The following is a 23,540-nucleotide window of genomic DNA, read 5'->3' as shown; positions in this document are numbered from 1 at the left end:
CGTTTTTTTCAAAACAAATCCGAACAATCTTCGGTATACCCGCAGTTTTGACAAATTTTTTTGCATTTGGCCTTAAGCCAATCCTTGAACCCGCAGCGCGGGCATAAATCCTCTCCTCCCGGCCCGGCTTGAGGTTTTCCGTCGGCAACGGCGCCGTCTTTTTCGTCATCCATCATTCTTTTCCGAACAGCCGGTAGAACCATCCGACCACGCCTTTTTTATGCAGCGGGCAGTCTGTTTTAGGCTCTGTGCCGGGAGCAAAAAGTTCTTCGCGTCTTTGTTTGCAGCCGGCTACGGCCAGCAGATTTGTTTGTGGATCCACGGTTTTGGCCACCAAGCCTTCGGGCCGGGTGAATTTTTCTTCCGGATAATCCTGAAGCATTTTGCTCATGAATTCGGCCCAGAGGGGGAGGGCGTCTTTGGCGCCGGAAGCATTGACGGGTATATGCTCGTCATGACCCGCCCAAACGCCGGCGGCCAACTGCGGGGTAAATCCGATAAACCAAGCATCACGGCCGTCATTGGTGGTTCCCGTTTTTCCGGCTGCGGGTCTGTTGCCGAACCAAAGGGACAAGCTCTTGGCCGTCCCTTCCGCGACCACGCTTTCAAGCATCGCGCTCATAAGGTAGGATGCGGCCGGACTAAGAACGGATTCGCGTTCAAAGGCCGTGAACTCAAGCGTGCGGCCTTCGGCGTCTAAAATCGCGCTGATGAGATGGGGTTTGACGCGGAACCCGCCGTTGGCAAACGCCGCATACGCGGCGGTCATTTCCAGGAGCGTCACCTGGGACACGCCGAGGGCCAGCCCAAGATTTTCTTCGAGCGGGCTGGTGATCCCGAGCCCTCGAGCAAGGCGGGCGACGGCCGAGGGGCCGACCCGGCGCGCCAAATCAAGCGTGGCCGCGTTTAAGGAGAGAGCCAGCGCTTGGCGCACGGTCACCGTGCCCCGGTAGACGCCGTCGTAATTTTTAGGCTCCCAAAATCCGCCGTTTGCTCCCTTGGGATAGCGCCGCGGCTCATCAAGCAACGGGCTGATCATGGTCCAGCCTTTTTCCAGCGCCGCCGCGTAAACGAAGGGTTTGAAGGCGCTCCCCGGCTGCCGGGCGGCTTGCGTCGCCCGGTTGAATTGGCTTTGACGGAAGTCTTTGCCTCCGGCCAAGGCCAGGATGCGTCCGGTATGCGGATCGATGGCCGTTAGCGCCGCCTGATGCCGGGCGCGGGCCACGGCGCGCTGGGCCGCGATTTGCATCAAGGGGTCCATGGTCGTATGGATGGTCAGTCCCAGGCGAAAGAGTTGTTCTTCGCTGAAGCGCTCCAGCAGGTCGCGCAGCAATTCGGCGGTGAAATAGGCGTATTCATTGGCGGATTCATCCCCCAGGCGCGATGGCCGGGCCGTCATGGGTTCAGCCGCCGCCGACTTAAATTCGTCTTGTGAAATCCATTCTTCTTTATGCATCAGGGATAGAACGCGGTTTCTGCGCGTTCTGGCGATTCCCGGATCGCGCAAAGGGTTAAAACGATAGGGCGAGGGGATAATGGCGGCGAGCGTCGCTGATTCGGCCAGGGTCAGCTCCGAAAGATTTTTGCTGAAGTAAAATTGGGCCGCTGCTCTGACGCCCGCGATGCTGACATGCCCGTCTTGCCCCATGTAAATGTGATTAAGGTACATGGCCAGGATTTCATCTTTGTCGTAACGCAGTTCAAGGTAGCCGGCCACGGCCGCTTCCGCGGCCTTTCTCCAGAGCGTGCGCTTGGGGGTCAGGATGATGTTTTTCGCCAATTGCTGGGTGATGGTGCTGCCGCCCTGCATGGCGCGTCCCTTGACCAAGTTCATCCAAAGGGCCCGCGCAATGGCCGCCGGATCAATGCCCCAATGGCGGTAAAATCTTCGATCTTCAGCCGCAACGACGGCTAATTTTAGGCGCCGGGGGATGTCCTTGGCGGCGGCGGGATCGCGGCGGATTTTTTGTCTGCCCGAAAGCTCGGCGATTAATTCGGGTTCAAAGGCGATTTGAGTTTGAAGGCCGCCGTCGGGTCCGATGATGGTCCAGCCGTTGTCGTTATTGGGAGTCAAGCTCACCAAAGCCGGCTGCTGCGCGATGATGGGCAGTTCGAAACCTCGGACATAAATATGGATCAGCGTTTGATCGAGAGCGTAATCTCCCGGAGCCGATAACGGGGCGTGAGTTTGCCTGTAACCCAGGCGCTTCAGGCGCTCGATCAATCGATCCGGGGAGATATGGACGCCTTCTCCTAGAATAAACGGAGCGGCATACACTTTGGTTGGGAACGCTTCCCCCAAACCGCCCAGCACAAGCTTCGAAAGTTTGCGATCCGCATAGAAAATCAGCCCGGCCAGGATGACGACGACGATCGCGATCAGGGCGCGCAACGCTTGTTTGAATTTTTTGGTGAATCGCCGGCGCCGGCCCATCATCGGTTGTCAGAGAAGATTCAACAGGTAACCGGCCAGCAGCGTTTGGGGCAGGGCCACGGCGACCATGGCCAACGCGGTTTTTTTGCCGGCATTGGCCGCAACCAGGCTGATTTCCGTGAAATCCGTGACCACGCCGGCTTGAAGAAAGACAAAAGCGCTGCCCAAAGCCGCTGTTTGCCGGTAGATTTCGAAAGCGACCGGGGACGATCCCTCCGAGCAAATTTCAATGGCGCTCGCTGCGACGAGCGCGGCCAAGGGGCCTGTGGCGCCCCGGCCCATATAGCCGCCGATCCAATGCCCGAAATGGGCGCTGATGACGGCTGATAATAAAATGCCCAGGGAAATCCAGGGCAACGTCATCCCCGTCAGGCTGAGGAACGCATCCCTTAACCGGGGCCACAGCACAGCCGGTTTTTTATTGACGTGGAATTCTTCCCTCAACAGCGTCCAGGGTCCTTTGTTCGTTCGAACCTTCCCGTAGGGATTGGCTTCGATCAAGCCTCGCCGCCAAAGGGCCGCAACCGCCAGTCCCGTGACGATGGAAATGACAAACGCGAGCCCGACGATCAGCAGGCCTTTTTGTCCGAAGAGGCGTATCAGCAGCACCGTGGTCGGCAATGACGCCCAGGGTGAAGCCATGAGAAAAGACAGGAAAGCGGCCGGCGACGCCCCTTTTTTATAAAGCTCAACGGCAATGACCAGGCATCCGTGCGAACACGACGATGCGGCAAAGCCCAGGGCCGAGCCTTTGACGACATCACTCCATCCGCCTCGGCCCAAGGCTGAGGAAATCAGTTCTTTGGGAATAAAAACATCCACAATAGAGGCGATGAGAAGGCCCAGGGCAAAAGCCGGACCAATCAGGCGGAGGTATCCCCAGAAGGACGCTTGGGCCGCGTGAAGAGGATCGATGAAGAAGCCGCCGAAAAGAACAACGGCGCAAGCGAAATAAACGGCCGGCGTGAAAAAACGCCGCCAACGCCGGGCCGCTATGTTGACGGGTTCGGTTTTGACCAGAGATTTTTTGGCTTCGAATGCGCGCAGGCAATGGATGGAACAAAAGACTTCGTCATGGGCCGCCAAGCGGCCTTCCATGCCGCAAATCGGATCGCGCTTATCCATGGTTTGTATCATACTAAGGAGGCGGCTGATGGCTGGATTAAACAAAGAACATTGCGTTCCTTGCCGGGTGGGCGCTCCTCTCTTGCCCGACGCTGACATTGCGCGATTGAATCAAGAGATTCCGGATTGGCGGGTGATCGAGGCCGAGGGCATCAAACGCCTCGATCGTGTTTTTAAATTTTCGGATTTCGCGCAGGCATTGGCCTTCGTCAATAAAGTGGCGCAAGCGGCCGAAGAAGAGGGCCATCATCCCGCTCTTCTTTTGGAATGGGGCCAGGTGACGGTCACATGGTGGACGCATAAAATCCGCGGGCTCCATCAGAACGATTTTGTCATGGCCGCGAAAACGGACGGGCTTTATCGCGGTTAAAGTGTGCTGAAGAGCCGGTCGCCGCAATCGCCCAGGCCCGGAACAATATAGCCGTTGTCGTTTAACACCTTATCCACGGCAGCGACATAAAGATCCACGTTAGGGTGCGCTTTGCGCAGGATATCGACGCCCGCTTGCGAGGCGATGAGGGAAATCATTTTGACCGTTTTGGCGCCGTGTTTCCTTAAAAGATCGACGGCGTAGACGGCCGAGCCGCCGGTGGCCAGCATGGGATCGACCAAAAACGTCCAAGCTCCGGGCGCGATGTTCGGGATTTTGGAATAGTAATGCACCGGCTTTAACGTGCGTTCATCTCGAAACAGGCCGATGTGCCCCAAGATGGCGTCGGGCAAAAGCTCGGCCATGCCGTCGACCATGCCTAAACCCGCCCGCAAGATGGCCACCAGCACAACGGGCATGGCCAGCGTCAGTCCTTTGGTTTTGGCCAGGGGGGTTTCGACGAAGGCGCTTTTAACGGGCGCCCCCGCCAGCGCCTCCAGGAGCAGGATGCGGGCCGCCTCTTTCAAATGCCAGCGGAAATCGCGTGATTCTGTTTTTTTGGAGCGCAGTTCGGCCACGTGTTGGCCCAAAATAGGGTGGCGGACAAGATGAACGCCCTTCATTTACAACTTGACCTCAGCCGGCAGGAGCTCTTCCATGTTTTTAATGCGCTGTTGATAAACGGGAAAATCCTGGCAGAGCTTGGCGACCTCGTCCTTGATGGATTTCAATTTGGAGTCATTGTCTTTGGCCATGACCGCTTCGTCGATCCACGCGGCGATGGCCTCCATTTCCTTGGGGCCCATGCCGCGGGTGGTGACGGCCGGGGTGCCGATTCTGATGCCGCTGGCGATCACGGGTTTTTGGGGATCGTAGGGGATGGTGTTTTTATTGACCGTGATTCCCGCCTTATGAAGGAGAGACTCGGCCTCTTTCCCGGTGACGTTTTTGCCCCGCAAATCGGCGCTGAAGAGATGGCAATCCGTGCCTCCGGCCACGATGCGGAATCCCCTCTGCTCCAGAAGCTTGGCCAGCAGGCGGGCGTTGTGGAGAACCTGGGTTTGATATTTTTTGAAAGGGTCGCCCATCGCTTCCGTGAAGCAAACCGCTTTGGCCGCGATCACATGCATCAAGGGGCCGCCTTGATTGCCGGGGAAATTCGTTTTGTCCAAATTAGCGGCCAGGGCCGAAGTGGATAAAATGAATCCGCCCCTGGGGCCGCGCAATGTTTTGTGCGTCGTCGAGGTGACGAAGTGGGCGTGGGGCGTGGGGTTGGGATAAATGCCCGCGGCGATCAAGCCCGCGTAATGAGCCATGTCGCAGAGAAGGTAAGCGCCTACGGAATCCGCGATTTCGCGGAAACGCTTCCAGTCCAATGTCCGCGAATAATTGGACGCTCCGGCTACGATCATTTTGGGCTTTTCTTTTTGGGCGATTTTGGCCGCCTCGGCGTAATCGATGGTTTCGGTTTTAGGGTCCACTTTGATAGGGGCGATTTGGAAAAGCCGCCCCGCCAGATTCAGCGGATGGCCGTGGCTGAGATGTCCGCCGTGATCCAAAGCCAGCGAGAGGATTTTTTCGCCCGGGGTCAACACCGAGAAATAGGCGGTCAGGTTGGCTTGGGTGCCCGAATGCGGCTGCACATTGGCGTGCTCCGCTCGATAAAGCTTTTTGACCCGGGTGATGGCCAATTCCTCGCAAACGTCCACGAATTCGCAGCCGCCGTAATAGCGCTTGCCGGGGTATCCTTCGGCGTATTTGTTGGTCAAACTTGAGCCCAACGCCGCCAGGACGGCTTCCGAAACGTAGTTTTCGCTGGCGATGAGCTCAAGGCCTTCCTCCTGACGGCGGGTCTCCTGATAAACGGCTTTGTAAATTTCCGGATCGGTTTTCATCAGCGCCTCGAGCATCATGCCTCCCTATTGTTAATTTGCGGATTTTGAGATTTTTTCGAGCATATTCTTGAGCGAATTTTTGATTTCTTCCAAACATTCGCGGTACACGTTTTCCGGGCTGCCGATGGGATCGGGCACATCCCGGCTTTTTTCGGAAACCGGCCCCTCGGCGCCGAATTCTTTGAGAAGAAAGGTTTTGCCGGCGGCTTGGGGGAAGTGTTCGGCGATGTATTTTTTATGGGTTCGTTCCATAACCAGAATGCTGTCGGCCCAGGTAATTAACCGCTCGTCAAGGGGCGTGGGCGTGTGTTCCAGATTCGAGACGCCTTCTTCGGCCAGAAGCTTGACGACCTGGCTTGGGATGGGGAATTGAGGATTGGCGTAAATGCCGGCTGAAGCGGTTTCAATATCCCTGCCGCCGCGCATTTTTTTAAGCAAATGCTCCGCCATCACGCTGCGGCAAGTGTTGCCCGTGCAGACGAAGAGAAATTTCATTGACGGTTCAGCAGCCGTTCGATTTTTTGTTGAGTGATCGCTCCCTCGCGCAAAATACGCGGCGGCGACACGGATGCGTCAAGCACCGTCGAGGGGTTCCTCCGCCGTATTTGTTCAGGTTCCACTGCGATATATTTTGCCGCTTTTTTAACCATCGCGGGAATGTCGCGCAAGCGCACGGGTTCCGGACCTCCCGATCGGTTGGCGCTGGTGGCCAGCACCGGCCTTTTGCACAGGCGAAGAATCGTTCGGGCCAAGGCATGATCGGGGACGCGGATGCCGATGGTCGGGCCGCCTGAGAGGCGTCGGCCCAGAGCGTTCGCTTTAAAAACGACGGTCAGCGGTCCGGGCCACAGGCGTTTGGCGAGGCGGTGCAGCGGTTTTTTCAGCGACCGTCGATCGATATAACGCGCGATCAACGCGGCATCAGGCAAAAGAAGCTGCAGCGGTTTGTCGAACGCGCGTCCTTTGGCCAGATAAATGCGGCGCTTCGCGCCGGCATCGAGGCCGTCGGCCGCCAGGGCATAAACCGTTTCCGTCGGGAAAATGACCAAATAACCCCGGCGCAGAGCCCCGGCTATTTGCTTGATTTCATGCGGAAGAGTTTTGAGTTTTGCCGCCATGTTCCCAGACTACGGTGATTTCTCCCAGGATTTTACCTTTGTGTTCAAGCGCGCGCCCGACATCGGCGGCCCGGCCGCGGATGATTTCTTCATACTCTTTCGTCAGTTCGCGGCCGATGACTAATTGCGATTGAGGCCAGGCTTCGGCGATTAAGCCGATTGTGGCCGTCAGGCGGTGGGGGGATTCGTAAAAAACGACGGCTTTGCGGTCGCTGCGGCAAGCCGCGAGTTGTTTTCGGATTTTTCTGGGCGCTCTTGGAAGAAATCCCAAAAAGACGAAACCGTCGCGGCCCAGCCCCGACGCGCTCATGATGGCGGCTGCGGCCGAAGGTCCGGGGATGGGGATAATTTTAAATTGAGCGCAACGGCTCAGACGCTCGATGAAACGCGCTCCCGGGTCCGAAATGCCGGGGGTGCCGCTGTCCGATACCAAGGCGATCGTTTTGCCGGCCATCGTTTCAATCAAGCGATCGATGGCCGCCGGCGAATGTTCGTTGAGGCGCATAAGCGTTTTACCCTCGATGCCGTGGGCGGATAGAAGTTTCCTGGTGACGCGCGTATCCTCGCATAGGATGAGATCCACGGAGCGTAAAACATCGAGCGCGCGCAGCGTGATGTCTTGGAGATGGCCGATGGGCGTGGCGACGACGAAGACTTGTCCGGTCGCGTGAGTCAGCAGGGCAATGGAGCCGCGGGCGCCAGAAGCCGGTTCGTCAAGCTGCCGGCTAAGCGGCAGATATAATCGAGGTCTTCGGGGCCAAGGACCAATTCCGTCGGGAAGTGAATGTTCAAGACGCCGATCACCGCGCCTTGTCCGTCCCTGATCGGAAGCGAAAGGAATTGAAAATTGCCGCCCAGTGTGATGTTTTGGTGGACGAACAGTGGATCCTTGCGCGGGTCCCTGAGGTAATAGGGTTCGCCCGTTTGGTAAACATGCCCGGCGATGCCTTGCCCCGGCGCCAGCGTCAATTTTTTGACATGGTCCATCACGTCCTTGGAGAATCCTCGCGCGGCGACGATGCGCAGGAACCGGGATTTCGGATCAAGGAGCATTAAGGACCCGATTTTTGCTCGGGCGTGCATTAGAATACTGTCCAGCGCGTTTTCCATCATCTCGGTAAAAATTCGATTTATGCTATTTTAGGCATTGGCCGCAATGTTGAGTAGGGTCTTTAGGGTTTTTTTCGAGGTCCCAAAGGCCTAGGGATAAGTGGGTCTTTTTCTGTGATCGCGATTATTTTAATTGTCGCTCTCGCTTACGCTTTCTATAACGGCCTTCATGATGCCCCGGTCATCTTGGCCCAATTGTCGTCTTCCCGGAGCATTCGTCCCGTTACCGCCCTCATCCTCACCAGCGCGATGGAATTTTTAGGAGCGGTTTTCTTTTCCTCGATGGTGCTCAAGACCATGTCCTTTGCAAATATTTCCGGCTATTGGATTTCACCTGCGGCGGCCGGTGAAATCCAGATGTTCGCCCTGACCGGCCTTCTCGTGGCTCTTGTGTTCAATATGGCGACCTGGTATTTGGGATTCCCTTCCTCATCCACGCACGCCCTTTTCGGAGCCATGACCGGCGCTGCGCTGGCCTTGGGCTCGTCCGGAGGCGTGTTGTTGTTGGCTATGGGCAAGCTGTTCGTCGTTTTAGTGGCGAGCGCGATCGCCGGCGGCACGCTCGGGTATTTATTGACCGCCGGTTTGCATCAATTACACATTCCTCGCGATCTCGGCTGGGCCACCGTGCCTGCGGCCAACGGTTTTTTAGGGAGTCTCATGGCCCTTCTTCACGGCGCCAACGACATGCCCAAGAGCCTGGGCCTTTTTTTGCTGGCGTTAGGCGTGCGGCCGCTCGATGCCTGGGCCGCGGCTATCGAACAATACGCGCCTTTCATTTTCGCGGCGGCGATCAGCCTGGGCGTGCTCTTCGGTGAAAACAGAATTTTAAGAACCTTGGGCTTGCGAATTTTTTCCATCCAGCCCCTTCAGGCGTTCGGCGCCAGCATCGTGGGCGCAGGGACGCTCGGCGCCTGCACGGCGTTGGGGTTTCCGGTGTCCTCGACCCAAATTCTAGTCGGCTCCATGCTCGGCGCCGGCGCCTCTCAAAATCCCAAAGCCGTGCGCTGGCTTGTGGTCGGTGAGATTTTGCTATCTTGGGTCGTAACCCTTCCGGCTTGCCTGGTCTTGGGTTATATCACCGCAACGATCTTAAGCTGATGTTTTGGATTTTCCGGAAACGTTTTAATTTTTACCACCTGCTGTCCGAGCAGGCTAAGAAAAGCCGGGAAACCCTGGAAGCGCTGGTCGTGTTCATGGATCAGCCCGGCAAGGACATGCGCGAGAAGGTGAAGCTTCTGGAGAAGGAAGCGGATCTTAAAAGAACCGATCTCGTCAATGCGTTGAACGCCTCGTTCGTCACGCCGATCGATCGAGCGGATCTGTACGAATTTTCCCGCGCCTTGGACGATATGGCTGATTATGCCAGGTCCACGGTCGCGGAAATGACGGTTTTCGAAGTAGCCCCGACCCCTCACTTGAGGGAAATGGCCGTGGCCCTCGAAAACGGCGCCCGGCTTTTAGTCGAAGCGGTGAGCCTGTTGCCCGAGTTGCGCCGCCGGGGCGAGGCTATCGCCGAGCTTTTGATCAAGGTTAAAAAACTGGAAAATTTTACCGAGAAAATTTATCGCCGGGCCTTGCGCGAGCTTTTTGAGTCGACGGACGTGATTTCGATTTTGAAAACCAGGGAAATCTACCGGCATTTGTCCAACGCCGCGGACCGGATGGATCAGGCGGCCAACATCCTGGGCGATATTTTGGTGAAATCAGCATAAGGAAATTAATTGAAGGAGAACACGATGAGCAAAAAACAACGGGCGTGGAATCAACGGTCCTCGCCGGCCGTTGCCGCCGCTTTTATTTCTATTTGTTTATTTTCTTCCGGCGTTTTCGCCGACCAGACATTGGTCATTTACCATACCAATGATATTCATGGGTATATTTCCGCCCGCGAGGCGACCTTCCATAAGGAAAATCCCAAGCGCTTGATCGGGGGTTTCGCGGCGTTGGCTGCAGTCGTCAAAAAAGAGAAACACCCGCGCCTTCTGCTTGATTCCGGCGATCTCTTTTTTGCTTCGCCGGAGGGCAATTTAACGATGGGGGAAAGCGTCGTAACCCTGGCCAACGCTTTGGGTTTTGCCGCCGGCGCCATCGGCAATCATGAGTTTGATATGGGAGAAAAACGTTTGGGGGAGATCGCCAAAAAAGTCAAATTTCCTTTATTGGGGGCCAATATTTTAAATCGCCTCTCCAAAAAAAGCGGTCCGTCCGCCGCCGCTGCGGCCGCCGCCGCGGCAGCGGCTGGGGAAACCAGGGCCGCGCCGCAAGAACGGCCCGAATACGCCACGCCTTATGTGATCCGCGATGTGGCCGGGCTCAAAGTGGGTCTCATCGGTTTGATCACGCCGGCGACGCCGACCGTGACCCTGCCGAAGCATGTTCGCAAGCTCAAATTTCCCAGGCCCGTCAATGTCGCCAAGGATTTGGTCGCCGAGCTCAAAAAACAAGGCTGCGACCTGGTTATCGTGTTGTCGCATATCGGCTGGGCCAAGGCGGGCGAGGAGTTCGAGGATGACAAATATCTGGCTAAAAACGTCCCCGGCATCGATGTGATTTTGGGCGGGCACAGCCATACCCGTTTGGAGCGGGCGTATCAGGATGAAAGCCACAAAACCATCATCATCCAAAGCGGGTCGTACCTTTCCGCGGTCGGGCGTTTGGAGTTGACGTTGGACGGCGGCAAAAAAATAAAGCGCTTTGATCATCGTCTCATCGATCTTTGGATCGATCAAGTCGGAGAGGATCCGGAAATATTAACCATCGCAAAACCATATAAGGATAAAGTCGACGCCAAGCTGGCCGCGGTCGTGGGCGAGGCTAAAAGCGATCTGTTCCCCAACCGCGACGGCGAATCGGTGTTGGGCAACGCCATCGCCGACGCCATGCGTTTGCGCGCCAAGGCGGATATCGCGATGCAGAACCCCGGCGGCATCCGTTCCCCGATCCCGGCCGGCGCCATTACGCTGCGCCAAGTTTACGCAACCTTGCCGTTCGACAATACCATCGTGACCATGGAGTTGACCGGCGGCCAGATCAAGGAAATCGTGGAAGCAACGCTGGCCGACGATAAGGGGAAGATGCAGATTTCCGGGCTTCGCCTGCGTTATGATCCCAGGCGTCCCAAAGGCCACCGTTTGACGGACCTCCGGATCGACGGCAAGCCCATCCTGGTTACCAAAAGCTACCTGGTGGCCACCAACAGTTTTTTAGCCGACGGCGGCGACGGCTACGGCACCTTTTTGCGGGGTGAAAACAAGAAGGACTCCGGGGTTTTGCTGCGCGACGCTTTTGTCGAATATGTGCGCATGAAAAGCCCGGTCGCCCCCGGCATGGACGGGAGAATCGCATCCGAGTGAAAGAAAAAATCGTCAAGTTTTTCACCGGCATCAAACGGTTTCTACTGGTCGCCGTCTGCCTCCTGGCCGTGGGCACGGCTTGGAAAATCATCGACTTGCGCCGGCGCGTCGACGAATTGGCGGTGTTCACGGAAAAAGTTTTGACGCTGCGCCTGAACATGATCGAGGAGCACCTGGCCATGTCGGCCCAGGCGATGGGAGCCTGGTCGAATCAGTCCGGGCCTCAGGCGACCAAGGCCTTGGGAAGCCTGCTCAGGGTCAGTCCATGGCTTGAGGAAATTTCCTTGATCGCTCCCAGCGGTGAGGGTTCCTTGACCTTAATCCGCTCCAGCAACGGCATCGCGGAAAAAGCGTCGAACGGGTCGTTGAAAAGCAGCCCGCTGTTCGCGGCGCACGAGAAGGGCCAGGTCGTGGTTTCTCCGCTTGAATACGGGCCCGATAAAATCCCCGTGTTTCATTTAAGCTATCCCTTGGACGGCCGCGAAGGCGGTTTCATCCTGGCCAGAGTCAATTTATGGGATTTTTTAAAACCCCCGACCGCCACCGCCCAGGAACTTTTGGGCCATCGTTTCGATTTGGAACTGCGCGACCGGCAAGGCAAGCTCCTGGCGCATAAAACAAGCCCGGATCCGCTGAAAACCGTCATGGCGCGTTTTTTTTCCGCGCGGGTGGAATCCAAGGAATTGGGCTTCGATATTCAAGTTTCGGCCAATCGCGCCGCGATCAACGAAACGTTTAAGCCGGCCCGTGACTTTTGGGTGGCTTTGGCCGTCGCCGGCGTCATGGCTGCGCTGTTGTAAGCCTGATGGCGGAGACCCCCTCGTCCTCGTGGGCGTCGACGGCGCTTAGAGTGTTCGTTGCATTCGCAGCCGTTCATTTTTTGGTGGCGGGATTTAATATCAAAATCGGGCTCGATTACGACGACACATTGTCGTTTTCCACGCCCGCGTTCAGCAAAGCATTCGCGGCCGTCAATGAGCAGGGCATCAAACCCATGAGCCCTGAATTCTGGCAGATCGTCAACAGCAATCATCACCTTGAAGAACCCCGCTGGGGCGTGACGTGCTGGATGGCGCTGGCCAAGGCGTTTGGTTTCGACATCGTCATCATCACCGTGCGTTTGCCGGTTGATGCCGATGAGCTGGTCGCCAAGTGGGACTGGCTGCATGACGGCTTCATCTTCACCCGTGACAAGGCGTTGGTCATGAAGCGCCACCGTTATCTGTGTTTCATCGGGGATTCGGATTCGGATATGGAGGAGTGCCGCAAGGCCGGCATCTGGGCAATCCGCGCGCGCCGGTCCTCAAAAAGTTCGTATAAAGAAAATTATTCGCCGGGGAAATACGGCGAATGGATATTGCCGTTTACCGGTTGAGAGGACTGCAGGGGTCCCGCCTAGGGCGGGCCAGCGTCCTCGGAGCTCTGCGAAAGAGGAGAAAACAATGCGCAAACCATTGCTGGCCGCTAACTGGAAAATGAACAAAACCTTGGAGGAGGTCCGGGAATTCGCCCAGGAGTTCAAGCGCAAGCTTCCCCATGGAACCATCGGCCATGTCGATATCGTGATTTGCCCGGTGTTCGTGCATATCACGGCTCTGTCGCTGGATCATTTATTGCCGGCCGGTATCGCCGTAGGCGCTCAGGATGGTCATTGGGAGGACAAGGGGGCGTTTACCGGATGCGTTTCGCCGGCGATGCTCAAAGATTTGAAGGCGCGCTATGTCATTATCGGGCATTCGGAGCGGCGGCAGTATTTCCATGAAACCAACGAGATGCTCACCAAAAAATTGTTGGCCGCGCTTAAGGCGGGATTAATCCCCATTTTCTGCGTCGGCGAACGGCTCCAAGAGCGGGAAGAGGGGCGCACCTTTAAGGTCTTGGAGGAGCAAATGTCCGTTTTAAGGGATGTTCCGGCCGAGCTCGTGCCCGATCCTTCGTCGTTTGTGCTGGCTTATGAGCCTGTTTGGGCCATCGGCACCGGCAAAAACGCCGCGCCGGAGCAAGCCCAGGAAGTCCATCATTTTTTGCGCGAGACCGCGCGCCGCCATTGGGGCGCGGAGCGCGCCGAGGGCATGCGCCTGCTTTACGGGGGCTCGGTGACGCCCGAAAATTTTTCTTCGCTGGCCAACGGCCCGGATGTGGACGGGGGCTTGGTCGGAGGGGCCAGCCTTGATTCTCAAAAATTTTTAAGATTAATCGAAATTTTAACGGGAAAATAAAATGCCCGCACAGGAACAAGCGTTGACCGGTAAAGCGCCCGTGGGCATCGATCCGCGCCACGTGCATCTGACTCAGGAACATTTCGGGCTTCTTTTCGGCGCCCAAGCCAAGCCCCGCCGCTTGAAAGGCGTGCGCCAGCCCGGTTATTTCGCCGGATGGGAAACGGTCAAATTAATCGGTCCCAAAGGGGAAATCGAACATGCCCGCGTCGTGCATCCGTGGCGCCCGGTAACCCAGGTTGAGGTGACCAGGACGGACGCCATTGCCCTGGGCATTAAAGCTCCGTTGAGGAAGTCCGGGGATGTGGCCGGCTCAGCCGCGATTATTTTGGTTGGTCCGGCAGGCACGCTCGAGCTCAAAGAAGGCTGCATTGTGGCTTGGCGCCATATCCACATGAGCGCTGAGGAGGCTCGCTCGTTGGGATTGGGCCCCAATGATTTTGTCCGCATCAAAGCCGGCGACGGGTCGGGACGCGAAGTTATTTTTGAGTACGTTTGGGTGCGCGCGGCGCCCTGGTATTGCCTCGAATTTCATTTGGACACGGATGAGGCCAATGCCGCGGGCTTAAAAGGCGTTGAAGAAATCGAAATTTTAGGACGCCAGGAAGCCCCCGCAAACTACCGTGAGTTTTTTCCCGAAGAGTATGAGACGCCGGGCTGGCGGGACCTTGTCAAAAAATAGCCTTGACGAAAGGCTTTTCAAAGCTTAACCTTTAAGTATCCATGCCTAATCCGGAAATCACGGCCGACGACTTAGAACTTCTTTTAGAAACCAATCGTCTTCTCTCTTCCAAACTCGATATCGCGGAGCTGCTGTATTCCATTATGGATTTGGCCGGTCGCGTCATGAAGGTGGAGGCCAGTTCGGTCTTGCTGCTTGACGAGAAGAAAAAAGAGCTTTATTTCGACGTCGCCGTGGGCGGGGCCGGGGAAGAGATCAAAGGCATCCGTATTCCGCTGGGACAAGGCATCGCCGGCTGGGTCGCCCAGGAAGGAAAATCCGTCATCGTCAACGATGTCAGCAAAGACCAGCGTTGGAAAGGCGGCCCCGGCGGCTCTTCGGGTTTTGAAACGCGCCGGATGATGGCCTGTCCCCTGCAAGTCAAGGGCAAGATCATCGGCGTTGTCGAGGCGATCAACAAGGCGGAGGGCTCGGACTTCACGGCGGCGGAATTGCGCCTGTTCGAGGCCTTCGCCAGCCAAGCCGCGGTGGCCATCGAAAACGCCCGCTTGTTTTCCAGCCTGCGCTCGGAAAAACAAACCATCGAGGAAACGTTCAATAAAATGGCCGACGGCGCCATGCTGGTGACGTCCGAAGGCGAAATCCTGCGCATGAACAACAAAGCGGCCGCCTGGTTCAAGGATTTGAATATTCAGCATTTGAGCGATTTCGACCCTCAGGGCTACATTTGGGACCCCGAGCCCAACGGCTTGTTGGCCAGCCCGGCCAAAAGCGGTCATCTTGAAATCCAACGGGCCAAACCCGTGCTGCTCATTCTTTCCGGTTCCTGGGCGCGTTTGGCGGGTCCCGACGGCGAAGAAAATCAAATGATTTTCATCTTTCGCGACGTCACCGACGTGCGCCGCGAGGAAATGTTGCAGAGAAATTTCCTTTCGGTGATTTCGCATAAGCTAAGAACGCCGTTGGTCGCGATCACCGGCTATCTGCCGTTCATTAAAGAAGAGGCAAATAAGCTTTCGGAGCATAATAGGCGCGCCTTAGACGCGATCGACAAGGAGAGCCGGCATCTGGCCTATCTCATTGAGGATTTGCTGCGGTTCACGACGGTCGCCGGTTTTACCAGGGACACCAAGCTGGCTCAAAACAAGTCATTGGCTTCGCGCTTGGTCGAAGACGCCTTGAGCAAAGTCGCTATTTTGATCGAGGGCGACGGCGTTTCCGTGGTCAAAAATTTCGATCCTCAGGCCCAGATCATGGGCGATACGGTGATGCTCATCGACATGATCAAAAACTTGATGGAAAATGCCATCCGCTTCAACACGAAAAGCGGCAAAGTTTTGAAATTAGGCGTCCGCTGCGAGGCCAATGCGGTGCTCCTGAGCGTCGAAGACAACGGCCCCGGTATTCCGCCGGAGGAGCGGGATCGGGTTTTTCGCGGATTTCGTCAAATCGAACAGGATTTCACCGGTCAAGTGCGCGGCATGGGCCTGGGTTTGGCGTTCGTCAAAAAAGTGATTGATTTGCATCGAGGCAGCATCGAGTTGATCAGCCGAGTCGGCGAAGGGACGACCTTCACCGTCACTTTGCCCAAAGCGCAGGACGGCGTTTGACGCCGGCGGAATCAGACCGGCGATCCTTTTGGGATATTCTTTGGCGCTATTTGCCTAAGGGGGCTTGTTACGGAGATATTCATTGGCAAGAGAGCCGCTCGCTCGTCGTTAGGCTTGAGTCCGGAGCCATCGAGCAGGCGGCCCAAACGCAAGATCGTGAAGCGGCTTGGCGCTGCCTGAAAACCCCAAAAGGCCCGACGCTTTTATTCAGCGCGTCGGACGCGCACCCCAAAACTTTGGCCGCTTTGATCGACCGGGAATTATTCCGAGCGTCGCGCAAAAAACAATTGTCGCGGCCTCTGCCGGATCTGCAATGGTTTCGCCATGAGGCGGCTGATTCCGTGGCCGGCCAAACCCTCGATGGCAAAGTTCGTTTTCTTCTCGATCTTGACCGCAGGATGCGCGTCTTGGGCGGTCCAAACCTGCGCCAGGTGACGGCCCATTATGCCGAGGCTCAAACCACGGTCGTTCAGTGGACAAGCGAGGGAACGCTCATCGGTGAGGAAAAAATGTTGGTGAATTTGAGCCTTTATGTGCTGGCTGAATCCGGGCGGATGCGTCAGGGAGCTTATGAGTCCATCGGCGGCGCGGGCGGATGGGAATTGATCGAACGTGCCGATCTCGGGGCCTTGGCGGACATGGTCGTGCGCCGCGCTTTGGGCAAACTGGAGGCTTCGCCCGCGCCGGCCGGCGAATTTCCGATTGTGATCGCGTCTTCAGCGGGCGGAACTTTTTTGCATGAAGCCGTCGGCCATGCCCTTGAAGCGGATGCGGTCTTAGATGGCGCCAGCCCTTATTTTGCGGGTCGGTTGGGGCGCCGCGTGGCGGCTGCGGGGGTGACCATCGTGGATGACCCGACGCTTCCGGGGGCGCGGGGCTCCTATCGTTTCGATGATGAAGGGGTGGCGGCCCGGCCTACGATTCTGGTTGAGGACGGCATCCTCAAGGATTTTCTTTTTGATCGCGCGGGCGGTTTTCGCGCCGGGCGCGCTTCCAACGGCCATGGCCGGCGCGAAGCGCCGGGCAACCGCCCCCTGCCGCGCATGTCCAATCTTTTCCTAAAGCCGGGCGCCGACAACCCTGAGCAAATCATCGGCGCCGTCGCCGATGGGATGCTGGTAACCCGCATGGGCGGCGGAGAGGTGGACACCGCGACCGGTCAATTCATGTTCGAAGTCGAGGAGGGTTGGCGCATCAAGAACGGGCGTTTGGCCGGGATGATCCGCGACGCCAATTTATTGGGCGGCGGCCCCGAGGCGTTGCGGCGCATCAGCCGTATCGGCCGGGATTTGGGCTGGGCGGTCGGCACCTGCGGCAAAGGGGGCCAACGCGTGCCCGTGTCCGATGGCCTGCCGACGATTTTGATTGATAAACTCTTGGTGGGAGGAAATGCCAAGTGAGTGTTGCGGTTTTTGTTTTAGCGCTAGGTTTTGGGTTGATCGCTGCGGATGTTTCGGCGCAATCCAAGGCTTCGGCGACGGGCAAGAATAAGGAGAAACAGGCGCAGATTATGGAATGGAAAGAATCGTTCGGCGGCTTGCCTGAAGGCGGCCATCATGTGATCCGGGATTCCGAAACCTGGAAAAATTATTGGACGCGCATCCGTCAGGACGCTTTGCCGGTCGTGGATTTCGAAAAGAAAATGGTCTTGGCCTCGTTTTTGGGAACCAAAAACACGGGCGGCTGGGGCGTGGAAATCGTTCGCGTCGAGAGGAAAAAAAAGAAGGCGCTGGTCCGGTTTAAGGAAATTAAACCGTCCGGGGACGCCTTTGTGATTCAGGCCGTCACCAGCCCCTATCACATTAAGGTTGTGGATCGTTTCAACGAACCGGTGGAATTTAAGGCGCTTCCATGACGGCTGCGGGCAGGGTTTGGTTTTTCTTGCTCGTGTTCGCTCCGGTGTTCTCTTGGGGCATTCCTCCCTTTGAGAGTCTTTATGAATCGAAATACGGTTACCGCGTCAATTGCACCCTTTGCCACCTGCAGAATGACTGGAGTTTGAATCATTACGGCGACGCCATCCTTGCGTTGGGGGCGTCGTCGGACACCATGAAGAATTTGGAAAAAATCGACGTCGATAAAGACGGTTTTGCGACCAATCGGGAAATCGAGGCCAAGTCCAATCCCGGCGACGCCTCGAGCACGCCGGAAGACCCCGGGCTCTGGCTGTTGGAAATCGTGCCGATCAAGCCGCCGCTAAAATCCATGGCCCTGGTTTTTCCGCAAGCCGTTGCGTTCTCGACGTTTGAGAAGAAATTGTCGGCCATTCAAATGAATCAGCTTGAGAAAATCGCGGGCGCCAAAAACATCGAGGATATCGACCATTATGGGGTCGTTTTCCTGGCCAAGGGCCGCGATGGGGTCGTGGGCGGATCGTGCTATGTGAGCCTGCGCGAAACAAGCTCCAAAGGCGCGGAAATGCACATTTTTTTCTTATCGGCCGATCCCAACGGCCGCATTCGGGACGTCGACGTCGTTCATTCGGATCGGAAAATTCTTAATGCGCCCGATTTTCTCAAAAGGTTCCGGGGCCTTTACCCGGGCGAGGTGCTGACCATGCAGCTGCCGAAATCCATTAACAAGAAACTGGCCGAATCCATCCGCATCGAATTCGCTAAACGCGCGGCGCATGTTGATTTGCTGATCGGCCCCTAGGCCCTCAAGGGATTGTTACAATAAAAAGGAAATCCATGGCCAATAATAATCCCTTCGGCTCCCGCGCGGCGCTTAAAACTTCGGCCGGAGATCTCGCGTATTTTCGTTTGGCTGCGCTGGAGAAAGCGGGGGTTAAAAATCTCACCCGGCTCCCGGTTTCCATCCGTATTTTGCTCGAAAACGTTTTGAGAAACTGCGATGGCCGCCTGATCAAGGAAGACGATGTGCTGTCTTTAGGCCGTTGGAGCCCTCAATCCCCGGGCGCGGGCGACGTCGGATTTATCCCGGCCCGCGTCATCCTGCAGGACTTCACCGGCGTTCCCACTGTCGTTGATTTAAGCGCCATGCGGTCCGCGTTCAAAAAATTAGGAGGCGACCCCAAGCGCATCAACCCGCTCGTCCCCGTCGACCTGGTCATCGATCACTCGGTGCAGGTCGATGTTTACGGAACCGCCGAGGCTTATGAGACGAATGTCCGCATTGAATATGAAAGAAACAGGGAGCGCTATGCCTTTTTGCGCTGGGCGCAGAAGGCTTTTCATAATTTTTCGGTCGTTCCGCCGGGCACCGGCATCGTGCATCAGGTGAATCTGGAGTACCTCGCCAAAGTTGTGCTGACGAAAAAAGAAAACGGCGCGACCACGGCGTTCCCCGACACGTTGGTCGGCACCGATTCTCACACGACCATGATCAACGGCTTGGGCGTTCTCGGCTGGGGGGTGGGCGGCATCGAAGCCGAAGCCGCCATGCTGGGCCGGCCGCTTTATATGCTGGCGCCGGAAGTCGTCGGGTTTAGACTGACCGGCGAGTTGAAGCCCGGAGCCACGGCCACGGATTTGGTGTTGACCGCCACGCAGATGTTGCGCAAAAAAGGCGTGGTGAATAAATTCGTTGAATTTTTCGGTCCGGGCTTGGCCGCGCTGTCCTTGGCCGACCGGGCCACGGTCGCCAATATGGCGCCCGAGTACGGCGCCACCGTGGGATTTTTTCCGGCGGATAACGAGACATTAAGGTACCTTAAAATGACGGGCCGGTCCGAGGCCGCGGACTTGGCCGAGCGCTATTTGAAAGAACAGGGGCTTTTTGCGGGGACGGGGCAGGAGTTTGATTTTTCCGAAACCATGGAGCTTGATTTGGGAACGGTCGAGCCCTCGCTGGCCGGGCCCAAGCGTCCGCACGATCGTGTCGCGCTCGCTGCTTCAACGAAAAATTTTGCCGAATCCTTCCCCACGTTTTTTCCCCAAGGCTCGGCGCCTAAGGGCCAGCGCAAAGTCGCGCTCAACGGAGGCTCAGGCCAGATCGCCGACGGCTCGGTGGTCATCGCCGCCATTACCAGCTGCACCAACACGTCGAACCCTTCGGTGATGATCGGCGCGGGCTTGTTGGCTAAAAAGGCCGTGGAACGCGGCCTTTCGGTCAAACCCCATGTGAAAACCTCTTTGGCTCCCGGTTCGCGCGTGGTCACGGAGTATTTGAAGAAATCCGGGCTTCTGCCCTATCTTGAAAAACTCAATTTTCATTTGGTGGGTTACGGTTGTACGACTTGCATCGGCAACTCAGGCCCCTTGCCGGAGCATGTCGCCAAGGCCATTAAGAACGAAAATTTGGTGGCCGTGGCCGTGCTCTCGGGCAACAGAAATTTCGAAGGGCGGATCAATCCTTTGGTCAAGGCGAGTTACCTCGCGTCGCCGCCGTTGGTCGTGGCCTATGCCTTAGCCGGGGGCATGAACGTCGATTTAACGAAAGACGCTTTGGGCAAGGACAAAAACGGAGCCCCGGTTTATTTGAAAGATATCTGGCCGACGCCTGCGGAAATCAAGGATGCCGTCGCCAAATTTGTGGACGCTAAAACCTTCACCGAGCGCTACGGCGAAGTTTTCGACGGGGATGAGCATTGGCGGGAAATCCCCGCGCCCGAAGGGGATTTGTACGCCTGGGACCCGGCCTCGACCTACATCCAAGAGCCGCCTTTTTTCAAAGAGTTCAGTTTGAAACCTTCGCCGCCGGGCGATATCCTGAAGGCCCGCGCCTTGGCGATCGTGGGCGACTCGGTGACCACCGATCATATTTCCCCGGCCGGCTCCATCGCCGCCGACGGCCCGGCCGGACGTTACCTGGTGGAGCGCGGCGCCGCGCCCAAAGATTTCAACAGCTACGGCGCCCGCCGCGGCAATCATGAGGTGATGATGCGCGGAACCTTCGCCAATATCCGCTTGAAAAATTTGATGGCGGCGCCCAAAGAAGGGGGCTGGACCAAACATCAACCTTCGGGCGAATTGATGTCGATTTTTGACGCGGCTATGCGCTACCAGAACAACGGCGTTGCGTCGGTCATTCTGGCCGGAAAAGAATACGGCTCCGGCTCCTCCCGCGACTGGGCGGCCAAGGGCCCGGCGCTTTTGGGCGTTAAAGCCGTGATCGCGCAAACCTATGAGCGCATCCACAGAAGCAATTTGGTGGGCATGGGCGTGCTGCCGCTTCAATTTAACAAAGGCGATTCAGCCGCCGATCTGGGATTGACCGGCGAAGAAGAATTTACCATCGAGGGGATAAAATCCGGCCTTAAGCCGCGCCAGGAGCTTGTCGTCAAAGCGGTCAAGAGCGGCAAGGCATCAAGTTTCCCGGTCACCGTGCGCCTCGAAAGTCCCATCGAGGTCGATTATTACGCCAACGGCGGCATCCTGCCGGCTGTCTTAAGGCAGATGCTGCGTTCCAAATAAACCCGTCTGATCCGGTTATAATTGGTTGATGCGTGTCTTAGCGTTGATGAGCGGCGGGGTGGATTCGTCCGCGACCGCGTATCTGTTGAAAAAAGAGGGCCATGAGGTGGTCGGGGCCACGCTTAAACTTTTTGAATTAAGCAAGGAGGGGCCCGGCTGCTGCGGCAGCCCGCGCGACGTTTATGACGCCAAAGACTGCGCGCGCATGATCGGCATTCCTCACTATACCCTTGACGAAACCGAAGCCTTCCAAAAAGGCGTTATCGATGTTTTTAAGCGTTCCTATGAAGAGGGCGAAACGCCGAATCCCTGCGTCGAGTGCAACCGTTCCATGAAATTCGGCCCCATGTTGGAATTGGCCGAGTCCTGGGGCTTCGATGCCGTAGCCACCGGCCATTACGCCAGGATCGGTTTAAACGAGGACGAGAAAAGCCTCAGTTTATATCGGGCGCATGATGAGCGGAAAGATCAGAGCTACTTCCTTTATATGCTTAAGGACAATCAACTGAGCCGGATTTTGTTCCCATTGGGCGGTTTAAAGAAAACCGAGGTCAGAGCCATCGCCGAGGAGGCTGGTTTGCCCACCGCGCAAAAGGCGGAAAGCCAGGAGATTTGTTTCGTGGGCGCGATGGCGGATGGGGATTACCGGAATTTGCTCAATCACAGCGATCAGGCCGGACCGATTATTGAACAACGCTCGGGCCGGGTTTTGGGCCGGCATCAGGGCTACTTTAATTACACCATCGGCCAGCGCGGCGGTCTCGGCGTGTCCGTCGGCGAGCCTTTGTATGTGACGGCCATCGATCCGGCGCAGAAAACCGTTTATGTGGGCGCGGATGACGAGCTGTTGAGAAGCGAAATTTCAGTCGCGGATATTTCCTGGGTTCATGGAGACGCGCCGGGGTCCCGAATCCCGGCCCAGGTCAAAATTCGTTCCAAAAGCCCGGCTGTTGAAGCGATGATCGAAGCGCGGGACGGCTTAACCGCGATGGTGCGTTTCAACGAACCCCAGCGCGCGCCGACGCCCGGCCAGTTTGCGGTTTTTTACGATGACGTCCGGGTTTTAGGCGGCGGCAAGATTACCCATGCCCGGTAAAAAGATCAAAGTCGCCTTGCTCTTCGGCGGGCGTTCCGCGGAGCATGAAATTTCCCGGGTTTCAGCTTTGTCCATTTGGCGCAATTTAGACCCGAAAAAATATGAGGTCATCCCCATTGCCATCGGCAAAGACGGGCAATGGCGCTTTCAGGACGCCCGCAAACTGCTGGCTTCGGCCAAAGATACGTTGCCGGTTTTCGATCAGGCGACCGATTTATTGATCAACCCTAAAATCAACGGCCAGACCCTGGTTCCGGCCAAACCTGCGGTCAAGATTTCTCCCAAATTCGACGTTGTTTTTCCGGCGTTGCACGGTCCCATGGGTGAAGACGGCACGGTGCAGGGGCTGTTGGAACTGCTTGATACGGCTTATGTGGGCTGCGGCGTATTGGCGAGTTCAGTGGCTATGGACAAAGACGTCGCCTTCAGGCTGGCGGCTCAGGCCGGCCTTGCCGTGCCTGCGTATCATGTGCTTCGCCGCTATGAATGGAATAAATTCGTAAGAAAAGCCGATGCCGCGGCCGCCGAGTTCGGCCGGGAATTGGGGTTTCCGGTATTCGTCAAGCCGGCCCGCCTGGGCTCTTCGGTCGGCGTCAGCAAAATCAAAACCGCCGACGCCATGGGCGAGGCTTGCCGCGAGGCGTTCCGCTACGACGACAAAATCATCATCGAGAAAGGCATCGACGCCAGGGAAATCGAATGCGCGGTGCTGGGGGATCATGAGGATATTTTGGTGTCGGCGCCGGGCGAGGTGATTCCCAAACACGAGTTTTATTCTTACGAGGCTAAATATATCGACCCTGACGGCGCCCAATTAAAAATCCCGGCTCAATTGACGGCTTCGGAAGCGGCCTCGGTCCGGGAGGCGGCTAAAACCGTATTTTTGGCTTTTGAAGGCGAAGGCATGGCGCGCGTGGATTTTCTTCTGGATAAGAGCTCCGGCGTTTTTTATTTCGGGGAGATCAACACCATCCCGGGGTTCACTTCCATCAGCATGTACCCTAAAATGATGGAGGCCTCGGGCGTTCCCTACGCGCGCTTGCTGGATCGCCTCATCGAGTTGGCGATGAAAAGAAAGGGGCGCCAAAGCGCGCGCCTCATCGACTATCAACCCAAAAAATAGTGACAGACACCATTGTCCCTTTTTTTA

The 23,540-nt window shown here is 56.8% G+C and carries 24 protein-coding genes; 15 read left to right on the top strand and 9 right to left on the bottom strand.

Going from position 1 to position 23,540, the window contains the following annotated elements; all coding sequences use genetic code 11:
* Positions 1 to 8: 8 nt before the first annotated feature.
* The 3 genes from HYT79_01885 to HYT79_01875 are packed head-to-tail and all read right to left on the bottom strand — an operon-like array spanning position 9 to position 3,559.
* On the bottom strand, positions 9 to 176 hold the full coding sequence (locus HYT79_01885; GenBank protein MBI2069326.1) for a hypothetical protein: 168 nt from the start codon (positions 174 to 176) through the stop codon (positions 9 to 11).
* Positions 173 to 2,437, bottom strand: a complete 2,265-nt coding sequence (locus tag HYT79_01880; protein ID MBI2069325.1) for a PBP1A family penicillin-binding protein — start codon at positions 2,435 to 2,437, stop codon at positions 173 to 175. Before HYT79_01880 ends, HYT79_01885 begins: the two co-directional genes overlap by 4 nt.
* Positions 2,438 to 2,443: 6 nt before the next feature.
* Positions 2,444 to 3,559 carry a permease gene (locus tag HYT79_01875; GenBank protein ID MBI2069324.1) on the bottom strand — a complete coding sequence of 372 codons (1,116 nt, stop codon included), beginning with the start codon at positions 3,557 to 3,559 and terminating at the stop codon, positions 2,444 to 2,446.
* Positions 3,560 to 3,587: 28 nt separating this feature from the next.
* On the opposite strand from HYT79_01875, the gene HYT79_01870 reads away from it, so the two are divergent.
* Entirely contained in the window at positions 3,588 to 3,929 is a 342-nt protein-coding gene (locus tag HYT79_01870; GenBank protein MBI2069323.1) for a 4a-hydroxytetrahydrobiopterin dehydratase, read from the top strand.
* Here the strand turns inward: HYT79_01870 and upp are convergent.
* Genes upp through HYT79_01840 form a run of 6 tightly spaced genes read right to left on the bottom strand, consistent with a single transcriptional unit; the run spans position 3,926 to position 8,055 of the window.
* Entirely contained in the window at positions 3,926 to 4,552 is a 627-nt protein-coding gene (upp, locus tag HYT79_01865; protein ID MBI2069322.1) for a uracil phosphoribosyltransferase, read from the bottom strand. The genes HYT79_01870 and upp overlap by 4 nt on opposite strands.
* Positions 4,553 to 5,839 carry a serine hydroxymethyltransferase gene (locus HYT79_01860; GenBank protein ID MBI2069321.1) on the bottom strand — a complete coding sequence of 429 codons (1,287 nt, stop codon included), beginning with the start codon at positions 5,837 to 5,839 and terminating at the stop codon, positions 4,553 to 4,555.
* 15 nt (positions 5,840 to 5,854) lie between these two features.
* Positions 5,855 to 6,319, bottom strand: a complete 465-nt coding sequence (locus HYT79_01855) for a low molecular weight protein arginine phosphatase (protein MBI2069320.1) — start codon at positions 6,317 to 6,319, stop codon at positions 5,855 to 5,857.
* On the bottom strand, positions 6,316 to 6,942 hold the full coding sequence (locus HYT79_01850) for a threonylcarbamoyl-AMP synthase (protein MBI2069319.1): 627 nt from the start codon (positions 6,940 to 6,942) through the stop codon (positions 6,316 to 6,318). The genes HYT79_01855 and HYT79_01850 overlap by 4 nt, the downstream gene beginning before the upstream one ends.
* Positions 6,911 to 7,711 (bottom strand): 16S rRNA (cytidine(1402)-2'-O)-methyltransferase, encoded by an 801-nt coding sequence (gene rsmI / locus HYT79_01845; protein ID MBI2069318.1) that lies wholly within the window; start codon positions 7,709 to 7,711, stop codon positions 6,911 to 6,913. The genes HYT79_01850 and rsmI overlap by 32 nt, the downstream gene beginning before the upstream one ends.
* Positions 7,615 to 8,055, bottom strand: coding sequence for a GAF domain-containing protein (locus HYT79_01840; GenBank protein ID MBI2069317.1), 441 nt, complete (start codon positions 8,053 to 8,055; stop codon positions 7,615 to 7,617). The genes rsmI and HYT79_01840 overlap by 97 nt, the downstream gene beginning before the upstream one ends.
* Positions 8,056 to 8,166: 111 nt before the next feature.
* Here HYT79_01840 and HYT79_01835 point away from each other — a divergent pair, with 111 nt between their 5' ends.
* The 14 genes from HYT79_01835 to HYT79_01770 all read left to right on the top strand — a co-directional run bounded on the left by HYT79_01835 (position 8,167) and on the right by HYT79_01770 (position 23,513).
* Complete coding sequence (locus HYT79_01835) at positions 8,167 to 9,153, top strand: inorganic phosphate transporter (GenBank protein MBI2069316.1); 987 nt, start codon at positions 8,167 to 8,169, stop codon at positions 9,151 to 9,153.
* Positions 9,153 to 9,767: a DUF47 family protein gene (locus tag HYT79_01830; protein ID MBI2069315.1), complete on the top strand. Its 615-nt coding sequence runs from the start codon at positions 9,153 to 9,155 to the stop codon at positions 9,765 to 9,767. The genes HYT79_01835 and HYT79_01830 overlap by 1 nt, the downstream gene beginning before the upstream one ends.
* Positions 9,768 to 9,791: 24 nt before the next feature.
* The gene (locus HYT79_01825) at positions 9,792 to 11,408 is read left to right on the top strand and encodes a bifunctional metallophosphatase/5'-nucleotidase (protein ID MBI2069314.1); all 1,617 of its coding nucleotides are present in this window, start codon (positions 9,792 to 9,794) and stop codon (positions 11,406 to 11,408) included.
* Positions 11,405 to 12,208: a hypothetical protein gene (locus HYT79_01820; protein MBI2069313.1), complete on the top strand. Its 804-nt coding sequence runs from the start codon at positions 11,405 to 11,407 to the stop codon at positions 12,206 to 12,208. Before HYT79_01825 ends, HYT79_01820 begins: the two co-directional genes overlap by 4 nt.
* 5 nt (positions 12,209 to 12,213) lie before the next feature.
* On the top strand, positions 12,214 to 12,783 hold the full coding sequence (locus tag HYT79_01815; protein MBI2069312.1) for a hypothetical protein: 570 nt from the start codon (positions 12,214 to 12,216) through the stop codon (positions 12,781 to 12,783).
* A 67-nt stretch (positions 12,784 to 12,850) separates the two neighbouring features.
* Positions 12,851 to 13,627, top strand: coding sequence for a triose-phosphate isomerase (locus HYT79_01810; protein ID MBI2069311.1), 777 nt, complete (start codon positions 12,851 to 12,853; stop codon positions 13,625 to 13,627).
* A 1-nt stretch (position 13,628) separates the two neighbouring features.
* Positions 13,629 to 14,309, top strand: coding sequence for a hypothetical protein (locus HYT79_01805; protein MBI2069310.1), 681 nt, complete (start codon positions 13,629 to 13,631; stop codon positions 14,307 to 14,309).
* A gap of 41 nt (positions 14,310 to 14,350) precedes the next feature.
* The gene (locus tag HYT79_01800; GenBank protein ID MBI2069309.1) at positions 14,351 to 15,919 is read left to right on the top strand and encodes a GAF domain-containing protein; all 1,569 of its coding nucleotides are present in this window, start codon (positions 14,351 to 14,353) and stop codon (positions 15,917 to 15,919) included.
* Positions 15,916 to 17,319 carry a TldD/PmbA family protein gene (locus tag HYT79_01795; protein ID MBI2069308.1) on the top strand — a complete coding sequence of 468 codons (1,404 nt, stop codon included), beginning with the start codon at positions 15,916 to 15,918 and terminating at the stop codon, positions 17,317 to 17,319. The genes HYT79_01800 and HYT79_01795 overlap by 4 nt, the downstream gene beginning before the upstream one ends.
* Positions 17,316 to 17,774, top strand: coding sequence for a protease complex subunit PrcB family protein (locus HYT79_01790; GenBank protein MBI2069307.1), 459 nt, complete (start codon positions 17,316 to 17,318; stop codon positions 17,772 to 17,774). Before HYT79_01795 ends, HYT79_01790 begins: the two co-directional genes overlap by 4 nt.
* Positions 17,771 to 18,574, top strand: a complete 804-nt coding sequence (locus HYT79_01785; GenBank protein ID MBI2069306.1) for a hypothetical protein — start codon at positions 17,771 to 17,773, stop codon at positions 18,572 to 18,574. Before HYT79_01790 ends, HYT79_01785 begins: the two co-directional genes overlap by 4 nt.
* Positions 18,575 to 18,609: 35 nt before the next feature.
* Positions 18,610 to 21,294, top strand: coding sequence for an aconitate hydratase AcnA (acnA, locus tag HYT79_01780; GenBank protein MBI2069305.1), 2,685 nt, complete (start codon positions 18,610 to 18,612; stop codon positions 21,292 to 21,294).
* A 28-nt stretch (positions 21,295 to 21,322) separates the two neighbouring features.
* Entirely contained in the window at positions 21,323 to 22,390 is a 1,068-nt protein-coding gene (gene mnmA / locus HYT79_01775; protein MBI2069304.1) for a tRNA 2-thiouridine(34) synthase MnmA, read from the top strand.
* Positions 22,380 to 23,513 (top strand): D-alanine--D-alanine ligase, encoded by a 1,134-nt coding sequence (locus HYT79_01770; protein MBI2069303.1) that lies wholly within the window; start codon positions 22,380 to 22,382, stop codon positions 23,511 to 23,513. The genes mnmA and HYT79_01770 overlap by 11 nt, the downstream gene beginning before the upstream one ends.
* Positions 23,514 to 23,540: the final 27 nt, after the last annotated feature.

This window comes from Elusimicrobiota bacterium, assembly GCA_016180815.1.
Taxonomy (GTDB): Bacteria; Elusimicrobiota; Elusimicrobia; order JACQPE01; family JACQPE01; genus JACPAN01.
This window is presented reverse-complemented; position numbering and strand designations above follow the sequence as displayed.